Source organism: Streptomyces olivaceoviridis (assembly GCF_014650115.1).
Classification (GTDB): domain Bacteria; phylum Actinomycetota; class Actinomycetes; order Streptomycetales; family Streptomycetaceae; genus Streptomyces; species Streptomyces olivaceoviridis.
On record NZ_BMUI01000012.1, the window covers coordinates 212,339 to 231,612 of the forward strand.

Annotated in this window: 14 protein-coding genes and 1 pseudogene; 6 read left to right on the top strand and 9 right to left on the bottom strand. The window is 72.1% G+C overall.

Features of this window, described 5'->3' with window-relative positions:
- Nucleotides 1-427: 427 nt before the first annotated feature.
- The 4 genes from IE273_RS23535 (at nt 428) to IE273_RS23550 (ending at nt 4,511) form a co-directional block, all read left to right on the top strand.
- Nucleotides 428-1,444, top strand: coding sequence for a PP2C family protein-serine/threonine phosphatase (locus tag IE273_RS23535; protein WP_189817195.1), 1,017 nt, complete (start codon nt 428-430; stop codon nt 1,442-1,444).
- Nucleotides 1,441-3,093: an ATP-binding SpoIIE family protein phosphatase gene (locus tag IE273_RS23540; RefSeq protein ID WP_189817131.1), complete on the top strand. Its 1,653-nt coding sequence runs from the start codon at nt 1,441-1,443 to the stop codon at nt 3,091-3,093. The genes IE273_RS23535 and IE273_RS23540 overlap by 4 nt, the downstream gene beginning before the upstream one ends.
- Before the next feature lie 118 nt (nt 3,094-3,211).
- Nucleotides 3,212-3,784 carry an AraC family transcriptional regulator gene (locus IE273_RS23545; RefSeq protein WP_229887413.1) on the top strand — a complete coding sequence of 191 codons (573 nt, stop codon included), beginning with the start codon at nt 3,212-3,214 and terminating at the stop codon, nt 3,782-3,784.
- A 100-nt stretch (nt 3,785-3,884) separates the two neighbouring features.
- A complete protein-coding gene (locus tag IE273_RS23550; protein WP_189817133.1) occupies nt 3,885-4,511 on the top strand; it encodes a hemerythrin domain-containing protein in 627 nt (208 codons plus the stop codon).
- A 509-nt stretch (nt 4,512-5,020) separates the two neighbouring features.
- On the opposite strand, the gene IE273_RS23555 is transcribed toward IE273_RS23550, so the two are convergent.
- From IE273_RS23555 to IE273_RS23570, 4 genes are read right to left on the bottom strand one after another with little or no spacing between them, the layout of a single operon-like run.
- Complete coding sequence (locus tag IE273_RS23555) at nt 5,021-6,298, bottom strand: cation:proton antiporter (protein ID WP_189817134.1); 1,278 nt, start codon at nt 6,296-6,298, stop codon at nt 5,021-5,023.
- A gap of 40 nt (nt 6,299-6,338) precedes the next feature.
- Nucleotides 6,339-7,799, bottom strand: coding sequence for a cytochrome P450 (locus IE273_RS23560; protein ID WP_189817135.1), 1,461 nt, complete (start codon nt 7,797-7,799; stop codon nt 6,339-6,341).
- Entirely contained in the window at nt 7,793-8,956 is a 1,164-nt protein-coding gene (locus IE273_RS23565; RefSeq protein ID WP_189817136.1) for an alpha-hydroxy acid oxidase, read from the bottom strand. Before IE273_RS23565 ends, IE273_RS23560 begins: the two co-directional genes overlap by 7 nt.
- Entirely contained in the window at nt 8,953-10,578 is a 1,626-nt protein-coding gene (locus IE273_RS23570; RefSeq protein WP_189817137.1) for an NAD(P)-binding domain-containing protein, read from the bottom strand. The genes IE273_RS23565 and IE273_RS23570 overlap by 4 nt, the downstream gene beginning before the upstream one ends.
- Before the next feature lie 234 nt (nt 10,579-10,812).
- On the opposite strand from IE273_RS23570, the gene IE273_RS23575 reads away from it, so the two are divergent.
- Complete coding sequence (locus IE273_RS23575) at nt 10,813-12,336, top strand: class I adenylate-forming enzyme family protein (protein WP_373309387.1); 1,524 nt, start codon at nt 10,813-10,815, stop codon at nt 12,334-12,336.
- Between the two features lie 56 nt (nt 12,337-12,392).
- Here IE273_RS23575 and IE273_RS23580 read toward each other — a convergent pair whose 3' ends face one another.
- Complete coding sequence (locus tag IE273_RS23580) at nt 12,393-12,995, bottom strand: sugar O-acetyltransferase (protein WP_189817138.1); 603 nt, start codon at nt 12,993-12,995, stop codon at nt 12,393-12,395.
- 166 nt (nt 12,996-13,161) lie between these two features.
- On the bottom strand, nt 13,162-14,598 hold the full coding sequence (locus IE273_RS43695) for a helix-turn-helix domain-containing protein (RefSeq protein ID WP_229887415.1): 1,437 nt from the start codon (nt 14,596-14,598) through the stop codon (nt 13,162-13,164).
- A 157-nt stretch (nt 14,599-14,755) separates the two neighbouring features.
- Between IE273_RS43695 and IE273_RS23595 the strand changes: the two genes are divergently transcribed.
- Nucleotides 14,756-14,956: a hypothetical protein gene (locus tag IE273_RS23595; RefSeq protein ID WP_189817139.1), complete on the top strand. Its 201-nt coding sequence runs from the start codon at nt 14,756-14,758 to the stop codon at nt 14,954-14,956.
- A 235-nt stretch (nt 14,957-15,191) separates the two neighbouring features.
- Here the strand turns inward: IE273_RS23595 and IE273_RS23600 are convergent, their stop codons facing one another.
- From IE273_RS23600 to IE273_RS23610, 3 genes and pseudogenes are all read right to left on the bottom strand, one after another.
- Entirely contained in the window at nt 15,192-16,205 is a 1,014-nt protein-coding gene (locus IE273_RS23600) for a 2-hydroxyacid dehydrogenase (protein ID WP_189817140.1), read from the bottom strand.
- 141 nt (nt 16,206-16,346) lie between these two features.
- A complete protein-coding gene (locus tag IE273_RS23605) occupies nt 16,347-17,573 on the bottom strand; it encodes a cytochrome P450 family protein (protein WP_189817141.1) in 1,227 nt (408 codons plus the stop codon).
- 731 nt (nt 17,574-18,304) lie between these two features.
- Nucleotides 18,305-19,153: pseudogene (locus IE273_RS23610) on the bottom strand (sugar kinase); the annotation flags it as partial.
- Between the last annotated feature and the right edge of the window lie 121 nt (nt 19,154-19,274).

The following is a 19,274-nucleotide window of genomic DNA, read 5'->3' on the forward strand; positions in this document are numbered from 1 at the left end:
GCGGCGGCGGCGCCGTTACGTGAGACGCCGCCGCCAGAACCCCGCGCTTGACTCACACCTTCGGGTGTCGCACATTTGAGTCCGCATAACGGAAACCGTTTCTCACATTATGGCAAGAAGGCGCCATGAATACGGTAAGGATCGCCAGGGAATCCCCGGCGCTCATGAGGTTCGAACCCTCATAGGACCCCCCATGAAATCTCCTTCCCGCGGTGTCCCGGCACCGGCCACGGAGGGCCACGGGGGCCGTCTGTCGCGGAGACTTCGACACCGGTGGGAACATCGGTTCCGGCCCGGTCCCCCAGGCACCGGCAGACCCGTTGCCGACGGTGCCCGAGCCCAGGTGGCCCTTCCCCTCCTGCTGATCGCGGCGATCACTCTCGCGGCGTCCTTCGCCCCCCTTGCCGTTCACCTCTCACCACTCCTCGTGGCCGCCCCCACCTTCACCGCGGCCGTCGCGCGCACCCGGTACACGGTCGTCATGGCGCTGGCCGCCAGTGCGGCTGTCGTCCTCGCCGACTGGCACGACGGGCTGGTGCGTTCGCCCCTGCTGCCCGTACACATCGGCGCCCTGCTGGCCGTCTCCGCCTCGGTGATCGCCGCTCGCGCCCTGCACGACCGTGACCTGAGGGAACTCACGCAGGTGCGGGCCGTGTCCGAGGCGACCCAACGGGTTCTGCTGCGGCCCCTCCCCCGCAGACTGGGCTCTTTGCGTGTCGCGTCGGCGTACCGGGCGGCCACCGCGCACGCCCAGGTGGGCGGTGACCTGTACGCCGCCGCCCGCACCGGCCGCGCGACCCGCATCCTCATCGGTGACGTCCGCGGCAAGGGCCTCCCGGCCCTGGAGGACGCCTCCGCCCTGCTCGGCGCGTTCCGCGAGGCGGCCCATCAGCACGCGACACTCCCGGAGTTGGCGGCTGCTCTGGAGCGCAGCGTCCGCAGGCACCTGGCCGAGATCGCCGAGTCGGCGTCCGACAGCGCCGAGCGCTTCATCACGGCCCTGCTGGTCGAACTTCCCGACGGGGAGGAGACCGTCCGGATCGTCAGTTGCGGACATCCCCCGCCTCTGGTGAACCGACGCGGCCCCGTGACCGCCCTGTGTGTGACCCGACCCGCTCCGCCGCTCGGCCTGGCCGGAAGCACGGCGGAGGAATTCCCCCTCGCCACCTTCGCGTTCGCCCCAGGAGACACCTTGCTGCTGTACACCGACGGGCTCATCGAGGCCCGCGACGCGACCGGGAGTTTCTACCCCGTCCTCGAACGCGCCGCCGCCTGGGCGTGGCGGTGTCCGCACGGCCTCCTTCAGGACATCAGCAAGGACCTGAGGAACTACGCGGGCCGGCACCTGGACGACGACCTCGCCATGGTGGCCGTACACTCCCCCGCCCGCTCCTGCCACGTCCCGGCGCCCCTCACCGGACCCGCACCAGAGGCGACCGCATGACCAGCGACACGACCGGCGACGACGACCCCCCGCCCCTGATGTCCCGCCCGCACATGGCCGACCCTGAAGGGACCGTGACAAGGATGGCCACCGTACGACGTCTGCTGTGGCAGCCGGGCTCGCTGCTCGCCGTCTACCTGTGCGCGGCCTGCGCGGTCCAACTGGGCGCGTCGACGGGGGGCCTGGTCCGCTGGTCCGCCTACTCGGTGCTGGCGCCCCTGGTGGCCGCCGCGTTGCTTCCGGTTCGGGGCACCCTCACGATCGGGGTGGCGACGCTGGTGGCCAGTGTGGCTGTCTACGGCTTCGCGATCCACGGCGTCTCGGAAGGCGGCCGAACGGTCGTGATCGCCGCCGCTGCGCTGTCCCTCGTCCTCAGCCTCGTCGTCTGCCAGGCGCGCCTGCGTCCCCGACGCTCGGCTCCGGCCCCCGCGGAGCGGCCTGTGGAGTCCGCCGACAGCGCGCCCCCTGGCACACCTGGGCCCTCGGTGACCGATCTGCCGCTGGACCTCCTGCCGCAGCCCGCGGCGGTGGATCTCGCCGCTCGCCGCACGGCCGCCGACGGCACGGCGAGCGCGCAGGCCTACTGGCTCGACGCGATTCCGCTGCCGGGTGCCCGCGTCGCGCTCGTCGCCGGCTCCGTCGAGGACGGGGCCGCCACGCCCGCCATCACCGCCGAACTGCGCGCCGCGGTACGCACGCTGGCCGACCTCGACCTGCAACCGGAGGAACTCCTCACCCGTCTGGAGCACGTGCTCACCCGGCTGCGTCCCGCCGACGACGAGGGCCGGCACCGCGCGGGCGCGTCCGAGGTCACTGTGAGGTGCCTGTACGCGGTCTACGACCCCGTCTCCGGCTGCTGCGCCCTCGCCGGCGCCGGGTGTCCGGCGCCGACCGTCATCAGGCCCGACGGCGTCGTCACCACGGTCGAGTTGCCGACCAGCCCGCCGCTCGGACACGCACGGCCGCCCGTGGAGGCCACGGAGGTCCGTCTCCCCGAAGGCAGTGTGCTCGTGCTGCGCGGACACGGCCCCGGGACATCCGGGCCGGTGGACGAGGCCGTCGCGACCGCGCTGTCCGTGGCGGACCTCGGATCCCAGCCCAGCCTCGGCGCCATCTGCCAGGCCGCCCTCGACACGCTGCTGTCCGGTGGGCGTCACGCCCACGCCGGCGTGCTCGCCGCCCGCACCCGCAGGCTCGGCAGCGGCAACGTCGCCACCTGGGAGCTCACGGCCGGCCTCGCCTCCGCCTCCGAGGCCCGCAAGCACGTCGCGGCGAAGCTGGCCGCGTGGGGCCTTGAGGAGGCCGTCGCCACCACGGAACTCATCGTCAGCGAACTCGTCACCAACGCCGTCCGCTATGCCGGTCCTCCCGTGCGGTTGCGCCTGATCCTCCAGGGCACAGGGCTGATCTGCGAAGTCTCCGACAACAGCAGCACCTCCCCGCATCTGCGGTGGGCCCGCACCTTCGACGAGAGCGGACGCGGACTCCTCATCGTCGCCCAGCTCACCCGGAGCTGGGGGACCCGCCACCATGTCGACGGCAAGACCGTGTGGGCGGAACAACACCTCGGAACGCTCGGAACGCCGGACGAAGCCACGGACGACGCCCCTGACGACGATCACAGCACGCCGGCGCACGCCCCCTCATGAGGAGGCCGCCCGGCTGACACCGTCGGCACAGTGCCGCTCGCGGCACCCGCACGCGGAGCTCCAGAATGGAACCTCTTCAGGAACTGCTCACTCTGATCCTCGAACCGCTGTCTTCATCATGGACCTCAGCCCGCAGGCCATCGCCTCACTGCTGCTGGAGACGACCGACACGGCCACGGCACCGGCCCGTCGGAGACTTCTCGTCAGCGACGCGACACCGAAGCTGCTCGATCCCGTGGTGCGACTGCTACGGGTCGCCCGCTGCCCGGACGACCTGCGTGTCCTCGGCCCGTCCTGTCAGCGGGAGATCCTGTGGCGGTTGCTCACCGGCGACCAGGGCGCGCTCACCCGGCGCATCGGCCGGGCCGACAACGGGCTCGCACATGTCGTCCGGGCCATCGGCTGGATCCGCGAGCACTACGACGAGCGGCTCAGCGTCGCCGATCTCGCCCGGATGTGCGGCATGAGCACGTTCTCCTTCCACCGGCACTTCCGGGCAGCGACGTCCGTGACACCGCTCCGGTTCCAGAAAACGCTGCGCCTGCAAACCGCCCGGACACTTCTGTGGGCGCGTTCGGGGAGCGTCACGGATATCGCCCACCGCGTGGGCTGCGAAAGCCCGTCGCAGTTCAATCGGGAATACCGGAAACTGTTCGGTACCTCTCCGGGGCGCGACTCGCCACGAAGTTGACAGTATCGTGCACGTGGGCTGGAGGATCGACCTCACTGATCCATAGGGATTTCTGCTGGAATGGGGCGCCGAGAGGGAAAGGCGGTCCTGAGCCTTTCCATTGCGCCGTGAATTCCGGCTGCTGCCGCAGCTGATCCGGGACGTCGTCCCGGGCGATGCCACGCGTGCCGCCGTCGTGGGCGCGCACGCGGATCTCGTGTGCCGCGTTCTGCACACGCATCATGAGGGTGAGGACGCGCTGCTGTGGCCGAAGCTCCTGGACCGGGGCGGTGAAGAGGCCTTGTCCAGCGTGCCCATGATGGAGACGCAGCACCGGTCCATCGACCGGTCCCTCTTCGAGGTGTCCGAACTCCTGCGTGAGTGGCGTTCGACCGGGCGGGGCGGCGAGGAACTCGCCGACGCCTTCGAGCTTCTGCTGTCCGTGCTTGTGGCGCACATGGCAACGGAGGAGAAGGTCGTACTGCCTCTCGCCGAGCGGCATGTCACCGCCGCGGAATGGAGAGGGCTGGGCGAGCACGGTATGGGCGCCATCGCGAAGAAGGATCTTCCGCTGACGTTCGGCATGGCCATGTACGAAGGCGATCCCGAGGTCATCAAGGCGGTTCTCGCCCACGCGCCGCTGCCCGTCCGCCTGTTCGTACCCGTCATCGGGCGCCGCCGCTACGCCGCCCACGCGAGGCGTGTCCATGGCACGTCCAGGCCGGCCCGTCTCGGCACCCTCGTCTGAACGTTCGCTCTTCCTGCTCGCGGCTCGCGGCCCGTGGAGGCGACCACCTCCGGCTGCGCGCGCAGTCGCCGCTCGGCCTGTGCGGGCGGGCGGCGAGCAGCAGCCTGCCCGAGGGGAAGGCGTGGGCGTCCGTGAGCCATGTCCTGGACCGGCCGAACCGACCTGGCGTTCCCCGCCGGCGCGGGCCGGCGGCGCATTCGCCGCGCGCCACGGCCCTGGGTCTGGCCCACGTCCGTGGCGCGCGGCAGGAAGCGTTCGCGGAACGGCTGCTCGCGGACCGCCGGCGTCGGCCCCCTCCGCCGGGGGAGCGCCTTCGGGTGTGACGCGCGGTGGGCTCGCCCCGGCCGGGCGGGCTCACCGTGCGTACGGGCCTCAGCCGGTGTTCTCGACGCGCCGGGCAGGTCGACCCCGGGTCGCCGACCGGAACGGGCGCTCACCGCAGACCGCCGATCCGCTGGTACCGGTCGTGGGGCCCACGTCGGCGTGCGGGAGTGGACCCTCGGACGACGTCATGGTTCCCTCGCGGTCGGTGTCATCCCCGCCAGGGGAGCCTCCTCCGGCCGCCGGCTCTGGTCGCGGCGGTCCAGCAGGGCCAGCAGGGGGGCCGTCATCACCGTGGTGACCAGGGCGACGATCACGAGGACGCCGAAGAGGGCCGGGGAGGCGATGCCCGCCGACAAGCCCACGTTGATGGCGATGAGCTGCATCAGACCGCGCGCGTTCATCAGCGTGCCGACGCGGACGGCGACGGCCTGCGGCTCGCCCAGCAGCCGCGCCGCGGCCCAGCAGGCACCGAACTTGCTGATGATCGCCACCGCCACACAGACCACGGTGAACAGCAACAGCTTGCCGTCGGACAGCAGCGTGAAGTCCGTGTTGAGGCCGGAGTAGGCGAAGAACAGGGGCAGGAACACGATCCGGCTCACCGGTGCGACGGCCTCCACCGCGCGGGTCACCACCGGGTCGCGGGGGAAGGCGACACCGAGACTGAAGGCGCCGAACACGGCGTACAGGCCGATGCGGTCGGTGTACCACGCGGCCAGGAACAGCAGGAGGACGGTGACCAGCAGCATGTGGTCCTCGGTCAGCCGCCGGGCCCGATCGAGGGCCCTGGGCCGGACACGCAGGAAGATCCCGAGGAACACGGCGAGACCGGCCGTGCCGATCACCGCGCGCAGGAAGGTGTCCGCACCACTGCCGGCCATGCTGAGCACCCCGGCCAGCAGGACCCACGCCACGGCGTCGTCCAGCGCGCCCGCGGCCAGGGAGACCGATCCGAAGCGGGTGTTCGTCAGGCCGCGTTCGGTGATGATCCGGGCCATCATCGGGAAGGCGGTGATCGCCACGGTGACGCCGACGAACAGCGCGCCCACCGTGGGCGAGATCCCGTCCGGGTAGAGGTCCACCGCGTCGTGCGCCGCCCAGGCCAGTCCGGTGCCCAGCAGGAGCGGCACGACGATGCCGGCCGCCGAGACGGGCACCGCCGTACGGCCCACCGACCGCAGCCGGTCGGTACGGAACTCGTATCCGGACAGGAACATGAACACGACGAGGCCGACCTGTCCCGCCACGTACAGCACGGGACGGATCTCGTCCGGGAACACGGCCTCCTCCAGGCCGGGCGAGAGGAGGCCGAGTACGGAGGGGCCGAGGGCCACGCCGGCGACCATCTCGCCGACGACGGGTGGCTGGCCGAGCGGGCGCAGCAGCCGGCTGACGAGGCGGCAGGCGGCGAGGATGACGGCCGCGGCGAGGAAGAACGCCGGGCCCATCTCGGTGGTCGACAACGGTGACTCCTTGGTGAGGAGACGTAGGGGGGTGCCCCTGTCAGGCGCTCCGGCCGGTGTAGGGGCAGGTGGGCGCGGCCTGACCGGGTCCCGCCGCGGTGCCGGGCGAGCCGTGGTCGCCGTCCAGCGGGCGGCCCTCGGTGTCGTACCGGGCGAAGTAGGTCGCGGCGGGCCTGGTGCGGCGGGCGTCGAGCACCATCCAGGTGCCGAAGAGCAGTTGCAGCAGGCTGCGTCCGACGTCCTCGGCGCGGTCGCGGACGGTCAGTGCCGTGCGCAGGACGCGTCGGGGGCGGTCCGGGACCGGCCGGTCCCGGGGCAGGAGCAGACAGGGGGCGCGGTGCGGGATGGAGCGGGTGTGGCTGACGGGCGAGTCGAGCACGTACCGGGCCAGCACCTCGCGGGTCGCGGCGCGCATGACGACGGGTGCGAGGCGCCAGGCGGGGCAGGGCCGGTTGGCGGCGACGCCGAAGGGGATGTGGTGGGCGTTCTTCGCGGAGAGCGTCGCCCAGCGTCCGGGGTCGAAGCGTTCGGGGTCGGCGTAGCCGGTGGCGTGGTAGTCCGGGTAGCTGAAGGTCAGGACGGAGCCCGCCGGGATCGTGGGCAGACCGTCGAGGGCGATGTCCGCGGTGGTGATCCGGTGGGCCACCCCGAACAGCGGGTAGAGCCGGAACGTCTCGTTCATGACATGGGTCAGGTAGCGGTCGTCGTCGGGTGTGGCCGCCACTCGTTCCTGTACGTCCGGGTGCTGGGCCAGGACCAGCAGGAGGTGGGCCATCGCCTCGGACATCTGGACGACGGCGGTGTTGAAGAAGGTGCCCTGGAGGTAGTACGCCTGCTGACGGCGGGTCAGGCCGGCGGGCAGCGCGTGCGGTACGTCACCGGCCGCGAGGCGGCGCAGCAGGTAGCGGGTGAGCCGGTTCCGGCGGCGCATGTGGCGCGGACGGGTGCACTTGAGGGCGTTGACGACGTCCTCGGCGTGGGCGACGATCAGCCGCCGGGCCTCGGCCGGACAGGGTTCCCCGAAGACCAGGCCGTAGAAGAACTCGGCCCACACCGGCATCATCAGGTCGCGCAGCCGTACCGTGCGCACGCGGTCGGTGGCTGCCGCGTCCAGGGCCCGCCGGGTGTGACGCGCGGCGGCGTCGTACAGCTCCGCCGAGGGGCCGGAGAGGATGGCGAGCGTCCGGCGGGCGACCTCGTCGTAGCGGGGTCCGGCCTCCAGGTGCTCCTGGTGGATGTCGGCGCCGGGCGCGAGCCAGTACCAGAACAGGTCGGACAGTGCCGCGCCCTTGCTGCGGCCCCCGGCGGCCGGGTGGCCGTAGACCTCCTGGAAGCGGTCGGGGCCGAAGGTGGCGTCGGGGAGGAGCATGCCCTCGTCGCCGTTGACGCGGGCGAAGACCTTCGTGCGCAGGGCGACGACCTTGCCGGGCAGCCAGGCCGGGGAGGACAGCAGCAGCGCGCCGCCCGCGGCGAGCGCCGCCGCCGTTCTCCTGCTCACCATGCGCGTTCTCCTCTCCGGGGCTGGTACGGAAGGCCGCGAGGGGCCCCCTGGTCGGCCGCGAGCCCCCGCGGCCGGTACGGGAGCCCGCGCGGGACCACCTGGTCGGCCGTGAGGTCCTGCGGCCGGTGCCCGCCGCAGAGGGCGAGCACCTGGTCGAAGTCCTCGCGCAGGGCCGTCAGCGCCTCCCGTACGCCGGCCTCGCCGCCCGTGGCCAGGGCCCACAGCACCGGCCGGCCCACGCCGACGGCCCGGGCTCCGAGGGCGAGGGCCAGGGCGATGTCGGTGCCCCGGCGCACTCCCCCGTCCATGAGGACCGGCACCCGTCCGGCGACGGCCTCGGCCACGGCCGGCAGTGCCTCGACCGATGCCGCGGCGGCGTCGAGTTGCCGTCCCCCGTGGTTGGACACGACCAGTGCGTCCACGCCCTGCTCGACGGCGGCACGCGCGTCCTCGGGGTGCAGGACGCCCTTCAGGACGAGGGGCAGGCCGGTCAGCTCGCGCAGCCCGGCCAGGTCGTCCCAGCCGGCCGGCCGCATGGCGATGTCGCGGGTCGCGCCGGGTGCCGCACCGGGCAGGTCCCGCATGTTCTCGGCCGCGAGACCGGGCGGCAGGTCGTGGAACCCGTTGCGCAGGTCCCGGGTGCGCCTGCCGAAGACGGGTGAGTCGACGGTGACGACGAGGGCGGAACACCCCGCCCGTTCGGCCCGGAGCACCAGTTCGGCGGTGACCTCGTGCTCCGGTTGGAGATACAGCTGGAACCAGACCACGGCGTCCGGGTCGGTCTCGCGGGCCGCGGTGACGACGTCCGCGACGGCGGTGGTGGCGGCCATGCCGGTGACCAGCGGGGTGCCGGTCGCGGCGGCGGCGCGGGCGGTGGCCAGTTCGCCGTCGGGGTGGGCGAGACGGTGGAAGGCGGTGGGCGCGACGAAGAGCGGCGCCGGCCACTGCCGGCCCAGCACGCTCACCCGGGTGTCGCGGTCGGCGCCTCCGCGCAGCACCCGGGGAAGCAGGGCCAGCCGGCCGAAGGCGTCCTCGTTCTCCCTGAGCGCCGTCTCCTCGCCCGCGCCGCCGGCGAAGTAGTCGTAGTGCTCGGGCCTGAGTTTCTCGCGTGCCGACTCGGCTGGATCGTGCGGCGGGCCGCAGTGCGGGCCGGTCATGCCCGGGGCGCGGCGAGTTCCTCGCCGGCCGGGAGGTCGTCCCCTGCGGACAGCCGCGAGGCGAGGAAGGAGCGCAGTGGGCCGACGTGGACGTCGGGGTTGTCCCACTCGTTCTCCAGGTTCTCCGTGATGTGGTGCTCGGCGACCGGCTTGCCGGTGCCGTCGGGCAGGAACTGCCGTACCGCCGGGTGCAGATAGCGCGCGTCGAGGCCGCTGGTGTCCTGCTGGGGCGTCCTGCTGACGGTGATGTCGAAGGGGTCGACCTGGTCGTGGTCGGCGCCGTACTCCAGCGTGACGGTGAAGTAGGAGGCCACGTTCCCGAACTCGCCCCGGGCGGCGGCCTCGTGGAGGTGCGCCACCGGGATCTCCTCGCAGTAGCGGACCTCGCCGTCGGTGCCGACCAGCACCGCGTCGCCGAGGAACCCGAACATCTGCCACAGGGCCGAGGTGCGGTTGACCCGCTCGATGACCGCGTCGGTCACGGGGCCCGCGGCGGCGGGCAGGGTGGTGTGCGGCCATTCCTGGTCGTGGTGGCGGCGTTCGAGGATGCGGTGCAGCGCCTTCACGCCGTACCGGAAACCGTGGATGAAGCCGCTGGTCGACTTCTTGAAGTCCAGGGACTGGGTGATGGTGCCGGCGAAATAAAGATCGGGCACGTTCACGGATTCCCAGGCGTCGGTGAGCCGCGGGAAACGGTCCTTGACGACGAGCTCGGGACGGCAGTCGTCGTCGAAGATCGAAGCGTCGAACCGGAATCCGGTGGCGAGGATGACCCGGTCGTACGAGATGTCCTTCACCACTTCCGCGACGCGCGAGAATTGCACGCTCACCACATAGGTGCCGTCGGGCTTCCGGACTATCCGCAGGATGTCGCCGTCCAGTACGGCGTTCTGGGACTTGAGCTGATACGTGTCCAGGAAGTTGTTGTTGACGGCCCGGAGATGTCCGACGAAATGGGTCCGCCAGGCGAGTTTGAGGGAGCCGGGTCCGGCGACGTGGATGACGGCGGCGGTCTCGATGAGATTGTCCGCGGTCTCGAACGCGGAATTGCCCCGCCCGATGATCAGTACCCGCTTGTCGGTGAATTCGGCGGGGTCGACGGACACCTGGTCGTAGTGCTCGGCCTCCTCGGCGCCCTCGATGGGCGGCACGTACGGCCGCGAGACGCCGGTGGCGACGATGACGCGCCGGGCCCGGACAACGTTGCCATCCCGGTCGGTCGCCGTGAAAAGGTCACCGTCGGGCCGGGAGATCCGCGTGACACGGGTGTTGAAGCGGATGCGCAAGTCGTGCGCCCGCGCGAAGTCCGCCAGGTAGCGGACCATGTCGTCGGCCGGGGGGAAGTACCGCGGGGAGTACGCGGTGAACAGTGGGCCCTCGTCCGAGAGCAGGGAGTTCCAGTCGACGCGCAGACGCAGTTCGGGATCACTCCAACCGGTGTGCACCTTGTTGGAGGAAATAAGGGTCCGGTGTCTGGGGAAACGGGTGAAGAAAGCGCCGGGAGCGTCGCCTTCTTCCACGATGAGGTAATCTCTGCCGCTTTTCTGGAGGAAGTACCCGGCCTGGAGGCCCGCAGGGCCGCCGCCGATGACGAGATAGTCAACCTGCCCTAAATCAGACATGGCCTTCTCCTGCCTTCCGTGGGGGCGGGAAAGACGGTACTTGACGGTTAAAGAACGGAGCCACCCCAGCCCTGCGTGATATAGGTCACATACCTGCGGGGGTGGTGGATTTCCCCCGTCGGTTAACGTGAAGGCGTGATTGGCGGACCGAGTGCGCCACACGCACCCCGCATGGTCGTTTTCCAGTCATTCACGCTGCCTTTACGTCGATTTCCGGCCCAGAGTGGAGACGAAGTGGACGAAAAGCCCGGGAAAGTCTTTCCGCAAGCGCTCGTCGACGCGTTCCGCGACGCTCCCCGTCTGCCCGCTTTCGAGTACGGCGGACGCGCGGTCACCCGGGGACAGGTGCTCGACCTGATCGCCGGGTTCGTCAGAGGACTGCGCGGTGCGGGACTGACCGCCGGATCCCGCGTGGCCCTCGACACCGGTGTCACGCCGGAGGCGTTCGCCGTCCGCGTGGCCGCCCATGTCGTCGGCTGCCAGGTGGTGGCGCTGCGTCCCGGGCTGACCCGCGAGCACCTGCGCGACATCCTCGCCCGCGACATCGACGCCGTCGTGACGGACGACGCCGCGAGCCGGCCGGAACTGGCCGCCGAAGCGGGCGACATCCCCCTGCTGGAGACCGGCGGCGTGGCACGGCCCCCGGCACCCGGCACGCCCGGCCCCGACGACCTCACCGCCCGGGGCGACCGCGACGGCATCGGCGTCATCCACCTCACCAGCGGCAGCACCGGCCGGCCCAAGGGAACGATGGTGACCTACGACGCCCTGTCGGAGGACTGGGCCCTGCAACCCGCCCGCTGGACCGATCGCACCCGGCGCCTCGCGGCGCGGTACGCACGCTTCCTGCTGTTCGGCACGCTCAGCAGCGCCGTCATGTTCGAACACGTCTGCCTGTCACTGCTCGGCGGAGGCACCGCCGTCATCCCGGACCAGCCCCTGCGGTTCCCCGAGGTCTTCGCCGACCACCGCATCACCGCCTGCATGACGACGGTGCCGCGCCTGTACGGCATCCTCGACGCCGTGCGCGACCGGACCGTGGACACGAGCAGCCTGCGCGCCCTCGTCGTGGCCGGCTCCCCGCTCGCCCCGCACCGGCTGACCGAGGCCGCCGGGCTGCTGGGGCCGGTGGTCCACCACGCCTACGGCCAGACGGAGACGGGCATGCTGACCGTCCTCGAACCGGAGGAGCTGGCGGCCGATCCCGGCCTCGCCGACAGCGTCGGACGCCCGCTCGACACCGTGGAGATGACCGTGCGGGATCCCGACGGACGGGATCTCCCCACGGGCCGGACGGGCGAGGTGTGGGTCCGGCTGGCGGACGCGTTCCACGGCTACTGGGAGGACCCTCGGGAGACCGCGGAGGTCCTGCGGGACGGCTGGGTCCGTACCCGGGATCTCGGCCGGCTCGACGCGCGGGGGTATCTGCGGCTGTCCGGGCGCACGCGCGACATCGTCATCGTCAACGCCGTCATCCACTACGCGGGCCCCATCGAGCGGGTTCTGGCCTCCCATCCCGACATCGACCAGGCATATGTCGTCGGTGTCCCGGACGACCGGACCGGCGAGGCGATCCACGCCTTCGTCGTCCCGCACCCCGGGGCCGTGCCGGACGCCGACGTGCTGCGCGAGCTGGTGGCCCGGGAACTCGGCGAGGCCGGCGTCCCGGTCGGTGTCATCGGCATCAGCGAGGTTCCCGTGGCCGCGAGCGGCAAGCCGGACAAGGCGGCGTTGCGTGCCTCGCTGGCGGGGCGCTGAGAGGACGAAGCCCCGCTCGCCCCGTCGGTGGACGGTCGCCACGACGTCGCTGCGGCTCAATGCCCGGCTGTGCGTGTGGTGAGGTCCTCCTCCGTGATGGGGCGGAGCACCCGGCACGGGGTTCCCACCGCGACGGTCATCGGGGGGATGTCGCGGCTGACGACGCTGCCGGCGCCGATGACCGAGCCGTACCCGATGCGGACGCCCGGCAGGACCACCGCGTTGCTGCCGATCCAGACCTTGTCCTCGATCACGATCGGTTCCGAGAACCGGCCGAAGTCGGCACGTCGCGAAGGGTGCACCGGGTGTCCCGTCGTGGTCAGGGTGACGCTGGGCGCGATCATGACACCGTCGCCTATGCGGATGTCCACGTCGTCCACGAACGTGAGGTTCACGTTCCCGAAGAAGTCGTCACCTATGTGGACGTTGCTGCCGAACCCGGCGTGGAACGGCGGCAGCAGCACCGTGCGTTCCCCGACCGAGCCGAAGATCGCGACGAGCAGCGCACGGCGCTTCTCCGTGTGGCCCGGTGGTGTGTGGTTGTACTCGAAGATCTCCTCGGTGCGGCGCCGAGGAGCCTGGAAGGCCGCCTCCGACTCGGTGTAGACCAGCCCCTTGGCGATCCGGGCCAGTACTTCTTCCTCGTGAGCCTGCGTCACCGCGGAACGCTCCCCTCGTCCAACCCCTCGGGCACCGGCCCGACGCCGCCGTGGTCGACCGTGCGCGTCCAGAGCCTACGTGCGCCTACGGCGCGGTACCGATACCCGGGACAAGTCTCCAGGCCCTCGCGGACCTCAAGTGGAGCCACGGCGCGGAGCGTCGCGTTCATGGTGTTCCCCCTTCGCGTTCGACGGCGGCGAGTGCCGGACGCAGGACCGCCGCCGCCGGTGTGCGTTCGATGTACGAGCGCAGCACGTCATGCGTGGGGGCTGGCAGGTGTCCACGGGCCAAGCCGTGGCCGAGCAGCATCGCCACCTCGGCCTGGACCAGCAGCGGCGGGGCGAACGCGGCCTTGAGGTCGTCCTGTACGCGGCGCGCCTCGTCTGCCGCTCCGTCGCGCAACGCCTGGGCCACGGCCCGGGACGCGGTCTCGACCGCCGCTGCCGCCGAGCGGGCGGCCGTACACCGGCGGAGCCGTTCCGGTCCTGCCGTACCGGTCGTGAGGAAGTCGAGCGACTCCGGCAGGAACCGGACGACATCCGGGTGCGCCGCCCAGTCCGGCAGCGTCCCGCCTTCCGGCAGCGGGCCGGGGGGCTGCGGCGCGCCCTCGCCCACCCGGCACCATCCGAGGTCCCGGGTCGTCGGCGCGAAGGCGGGCGGCTTCGCGTGCCACTGCCAGGCGAGGACGGGTGCCAGCCCCTCGACCGGCAGACCGCTGGTCCGGTACCGGCCGGGCGGCCGCACGACGAACTCCTGTCCGCCGTCGGGACGGAAGGCGAGGCGTAACCGCCAGGTGCAGCAGGACCGGTGGACCTGCGCCGTGATGATGAGCTTCATGGACTCGTCCGGCGCCAGGCGGACATGGGTGCGATCGAGGTAGGGCCGCCTGCCGACGGTCCGGCGGGTGTACTCGTCGACCTCCCACAGCTCCGGCTCGACCTCGTCGAGATCGAAGACCAGCTCGGGCACGGCCTGGCTGCCGGCCGGCTGGATGCTGACGAGTGCTCCTCGCACCGGCTCCCCGCGTTCGAGGACGAGCGCGCGCACGCTCCGCAGGGTGAGGTGGGCGTCCGAGCGGTTGGTCATGGTCACGAAGAGCAGCGTGGAGGAGAAGTCGACGGCGCCCCGCGCTCTCGCCCAGCCCAGGACGTCCTCACTGCCGATGGCGCCGCCCGGGGGCCGCACCGGCGGGTCGCTCATCGGAACGGGCGACGGAAGGACCAGGAAACGTCCCACGGGATCCGCCTGCTCGACCAGGACCTCGACCCCGTCGGCCCGGGCCGTGGGCCGTGGGCCGACGCCGGTGTCGCCGGACGACGGGGCGGTCGCCGCCCCTGCCTCCCCGGGATCGTGCTCGTCCAGGGCGCGGCGACGGAGTGCGTGCAGTTCTTCCGGCGGCAGGCGGAGTGCTCCGGCGAGCGCCGCGACGGTGTGGGGGGTGGGCGGGGGCGCGCCGTCCCGGAAGGCCGCCCAGACGGTCGTACGGCCCAGTCCCGCGCGTGCGGCGAGCTGGGTCTTGCTCAGCCGCGACCGCGCCAGGGCGTCGACCAGGCGTGCTCGCAGCTCGGCGAGTGCGTCCGTGCCGGGACCGCGGCTCCCCACCCGCTCCTGCATACAGGCCCCCCGTCCGTCCTGGGTGCGCGGCCCAGGCACCTCGTGTCCACCGGTGTTCATCTTCGTTCAGCCGAACCCCGGCGAACATCACCTGCGGGATGTTCCTCGCGCCGACATCCGGCCGAAGGAGAGGGAGTTCGTCGCCATGGACCGCCTGTCTGTCGTCCTCGTCACCGCCGCGCTGCTGGTGCTCACCGCGCTGCTGAGCGCCGCCGTGGCAGCCAAGCTCGCCCGTCTGGACGGTGCCACCTACCCCGCCGCGCTGCTCGGTGCCGGGGCCGTGTTCTGTGCGGTCCTCTCGCTGTCCACATCCGTGGTCGGAGTGCTCGCCCAGATAGGGGGATGAGCGGTGTCCTCACGCGCCAACTTGCCGTGATCCCTTACGTTTCGGCAGGTCAGCGCCTCGCCGACAGATCCATTGGACCGGTGTGAGGCGGACCACACCCCCAGGTCTTCCGTCGCGAACCACTGGAAGCGTAGGTTCCGTTTACCCCGCTACGGCGCCTTCGCAGGCGCTGGTCCGCCACTCCCGGGGCGGCGGACCAGCGGGGGCCAAATCCGCGCACGGCCGAGACCGTGTGTCACGCCGTCACGGGCCGTACCAGCGTGTTGTCGCTGGTACGGCCGGCGAAGTGGTCCTCGATGTTGGTCACCGTGGTCTCGGCGATCTGGCCGACGGCGTCCCTGGTGAAGTACGCCTGGTGCGAGGTGACCAGCACGTTGCCGAACGTCATCAGCCGCGCGAGGCGTTCGTCGGTCATGACCTCCAGCGACTTGTCGAGGAAGAACACGCCGGCCTCCTCCTCGTACACATCGAGCCCGACGCCGCGCAGCCGCCCCGCGCGCAGGGCTTGCAGGAGGGCGTCGGTGTCCACGAGGCCGCCCCGGCTGGAGTTGATCAGGAGGGCGTCGTCCTTCATCACCGCCAGGGCCTCGGCGTCGACGAGGTGGTGGGTGTCGGGCAGCAGCGGCACGTGCAGGCTGACCAGGTCCGCCTCCGCGAACAGCCGCCTCTGCGACACGTACTCCATGCCGAGGGCGAGGCAGTCGGGGTTCTCGGCGATGTCCCAGCCGAGCAGCCGCATGCCGAAGCCGTGGGCGATCCTCGCGAACGCGGCTCCGATCTTGCCGGTGCCCACCACCCCGGCCGTGCGGCCACGCAGGTCCCGGCCCATCAGCCCGTCGAGCCGGAAGTCGAACTCCCGGGTGCGCTGCACGGCCCGGACGATCCGGCGGTCGACGGCGAGTGCGAGGGTCCAGGCGAACTCCGCCACCGAGTACGGCGAGTAGGACGAGACCCGGGCCACCGACAGGCCGTGTTCCTGGGCGGCACCGAGGTCGATGTTGTTGTAGCCGGTGGACCGCTGGGCGATCATCCGGGTGCCGCCGTCGGCCAGGGCACGCAGCACCTCGGCGTCCAGGGTGTCGTTGACGCCGCTGATCACCACCTCGTGGCCGAGCGCGGTCGGCACGGTGTCACGGTCCAGGAAGAGCCCGAGACAGCGCAGCTCGTGACGGTCGGCGAAGGCCTTGTCGAACGCCTCTCGCAGCAGGGGCTCCTCGTCCGCGAGGACGCCGTACGCAACGATCTCCACCTGGTCTCCTGCCGTCGCCTCGGGTGATCTCGCCTCCACCGTAGGTCGCGGCGGCCCCGGGGGGATGAGGCCGATGGGGCCATCCAGCCGGGCCGTCCGCCCCAGGGGCGCCGCGGTGGCCGAGGGGCGGCCGGCGGTGTTTCAGCCCAGGCCGCCGGGGGTGAACGTGACGGGCAGCCGCGCCGGGCCACGGAGGCCGCCGGGGCGCCAGGTGAGCCGCGTCGGCGGCACGGCCAGGGCGAGGTCCGGCAGGCGGCGCAGGACCGTTCCGATGGCGACCTGGCCCTCCAGCCGGGCCAGCGGCGCGCCCAGGCAGTAGTGGATGCCGTGCCCGAAGGCCAGGTGGCCGTTGTCCCGCCGGGTGATGTCCAGCCGCTCGGGTTCCGTGAACCGTGCCGGGTCACGGTCGGCGATGGCGGACGCGATGAGCACGGTCGCGCCGCGCGGGACGGTCACGCCGGCGATCTCGACGTCCTCGCGCGCGAAACGGGCGATGCCCGGACTGACCGGGCCGTCGTAGCGCAGGAACTCCTCGATCGCGTCGGGCAGCAGTTCCGGACGATCCCGCAGGAGGGTGAGCTGGCCGGGGTGGGTGAGCAGCGCGGCGATGCCGCCGGCGATGAGGTTGACCGTGGTGATGTAGCCCGCCACCAGCAGCAGGAACGTCATGGCGATCAGCTCGTCGTGGTTCAGCCGCTGCTCGTGGTCGTGGGCGTCGATCAGCGCGCTGAGAAGGTCGTCCCCCGGCCGGGCACGCTTGGCTTCGAGGTGCTTCGTCACGTAGGCGCGCATCTGGTGCCACGCCTCGTCGATCACCACCGGGTCGGGCATCTCCTCCCCGCGCACGAGCATGGCGTCGGTCCACCGCTGGAAGTCGTACCGGTCGTCCACCGGCACGCCCAGCAGTTCGCTGATGACGGTGACCGGCAGGGGCAGCGCGAAGTCCGCCACGAGTTCCGCCCGGCCGGTCGGGACGACCGCGTCGAGGAGCCGGTCGGTGATCTCCTGGATCCGGGGCCGCAGCCCGGCGACCCGGCGCGCCGTGAACGCCTTCGACACCAGGCGGCGCAGCCGGGTGTGGTCGGGCGGGTCGGAGCGCAGCATGGTGCTCACCATCGACTCCCGCTCGAACTCGGGCAGCTGTTCGATGAGGCGGGGGTCGGAGGCGTCGCGGACATCGCTGCTCAGTCGCGGGTCGGACAGTGCGGCGAGTCCGTCCTCGTAGCGGGTGACCAGCCAGGCGTCGAGGCCGCCGGCGATGATCGCGCGGCGGACGGGGCCTTCCTCGCGGAGTCGCCGGTAGAGGGGGAAGGGGTCCGCCATGAAGGCCGGGTCGGCGTAAGGGAGAAGGACTGGCTGCTGGCTCATGGTGCCTCCCGGAACAGGCAGCGACCATATGTGCGTATTTGTCGCTGTCCAGGGTGTATACCCAGATTTCCCGGCCCGGCGGCATGGTCTGCTCCACACGGTGGGCCCCGCCGCCTGCCCGTGCCCTCGTCGCGGGGTCGTGGGCGTGAGGCCGGCGTCGACGCCGGCGCGCAGGGTGGTCGGTTCGTTCAAGTGGGCCGTGGCGGTTGCGGCGCTGTTGCTCTGCGGGGCCGGGGTGGCGCGGTGGGTGACGCCGCTCGGGTGGTGGTCGTGCCGGCCGTCGTCGCGGTCGCGACGTGTCTCGTCGGCGGGGTGTGGCATCGGGCCGGCGCGGCCACGCTGGTGGCGGTGGCGGGTTTCGCGCTGACGCTGTTCGCCGGGCCCGTGGTGTACGAGGGGTACACGCGCACCGCGGGCGAGCCGGTGGACACGGTCGTCGTGGACGTCGTCGGCCAACACCGCGGGCACGGTGCCGACATGGTGTGCACGGTCCGCGAAACCGGACGGCGAGCGGGGCACGTTCGAGGTGTCCCCGACGCGGAACCGCTTCGGACAGGCCGGGAAGGGCGACCGGATCGTGGCCCGGGAAGACCCGCTGGGACTGCTCGGTCCCTGGCTCCGGTGCGGGCCCGGGGACCAGGACACCACCGGGATCACCGTCGCCACCACGATCGGGCTCACACCGCCGGTCGGTGCCTCCGTCTTCTATGGGGGCAGCGGCGCCGCAGCGGTCAGGGGGCGGCGCCGCCCGGGGTGTACCCCGTACCCGGAGGAGTTCGCTCCGGCGCCCGGCCGAGTGCCTCCCACTCCGGGTCCGGCAGGGCGAGGAGCCGTTCGACGCGGTCCGCGGCGGGCAGTGGGCCGTGGTCTCCTGTCACCCGCAGCGCCGACACCGCCGTGATGTGTCCCAGCCGGAGCGCCTGCGCCGTCGTGAGGCTCCGCAGCAGGCCCGCGAGGAAGCCCGCGGCGAAGGCGTCGCCCGCGCCCACGGGTTCGACCACCGCCGTCCGCAGCGCCGGCACGGTGCACACGCCGTGGTCGGTGACGGCGGTGGCGGCGCGGGCGCCGTCCTTGACCACGAGGATGCGGGGGTGCGGCAGCAGGTGCCGTACGTCGGTGACCGTCAGGTCCTCGCCCCACAGGCCCTGGGCCTCGTCGAGGCCGACCAAGACGATGTCGGCCCGGTCCGCGAGCCGGCGCAGCACGGTGGCCGCGGTGCCGTCGGGCCACAGGGCGGGGCGGTGGTTGACGTCGAAGCTGACCGCGTGGGGGCGCGCGTCCACGGAACCGGTCAGGGCCTTCGTGACCAGTGCCCGGCAGGAGGCCGACAGGGCCGGGGTGATGCCGGTGAGGTGCAGCAGGGCCGCCGAGCGCAAGGGCTCCTCGTCCAGCAGTTCCGGGCCGAGCGCGGAAGCCGCCGAACCGGTCCGGTAGTAGTGCACGCGCGTGCCGGTGGCGGAGTCCGGGCTCTTCACCAGGAGACCCGTGGGGTGGCGGGTGTCGGTGCGGACGTGCGAGACGTCGACTCCCGCGGCGGACATCGTGGCGCGCACGCGCCTGCCCGACGGGTCGTCCTCCAAGGTCAGCCGGGCGGCTGCGGTGACTGATTCAGTAGCACGAGGAGGGGAGGACGCCCGGACGGGTACAGGCCCTGACCGGACGGGCACAGGCCCTGACCCTCGGTCCGCGGACGGGACCGAG

Excerpts from the sequence above, each read along its gene's own strand:
- IE273_RS23565 (WP_189817136.1), bottom strand. The coding sequence starts at position 8,956 with ATGACCGGCCCGCACTGCGGCCCGCCGCACGATCCAGCCGAGTCGGCA.
- IE273_RS23545 (WP_229887413.1), top strand. The coding sequence starts at position 3,212 with ATGGACCTCAGCCCGCAGGCCATCGCCTCACTGCTGCTGGAGACGACC.
- IE273_RS23605 (WP_189817141.1), bottom strand. The coding sequence starts at position 17,573 with ATGAGCCAGCAGCCAGTCCTTCTCCCTTACGCCGACCCGGCCTTCATG.
- IE273_RS23540 (WP_189817131.1), top strand. The coding sequence starts at position 1,441 with ATGACCAGCGACACGACCGGCGACGACGACCCCCCGCCCCTGATGTCC.
- IE273_RS23570 (WP_189817137.1), bottom strand. The coding sequence starts at position 10,578 with ATGTCTGATTTAGGGCAGGTTGACTATCTCGTCATCGGCGGCGGCCCT.
- IE273_RS23595 (WP_189817139.1), top strand. The coding sequence starts at position 14,756 with ATGGACCGCCTGTCTGTCGTCCTCGTCACCGCCGCGCTGCTGGTGCTC.
- IE273_RS23560 (WP_189817135.1), bottom strand. The coding sequence starts at position 7,799 with ATGGTGAGCAGGAGAACGGCGGCGGCGCTCGCCGCGGGCGGCGCGCTG.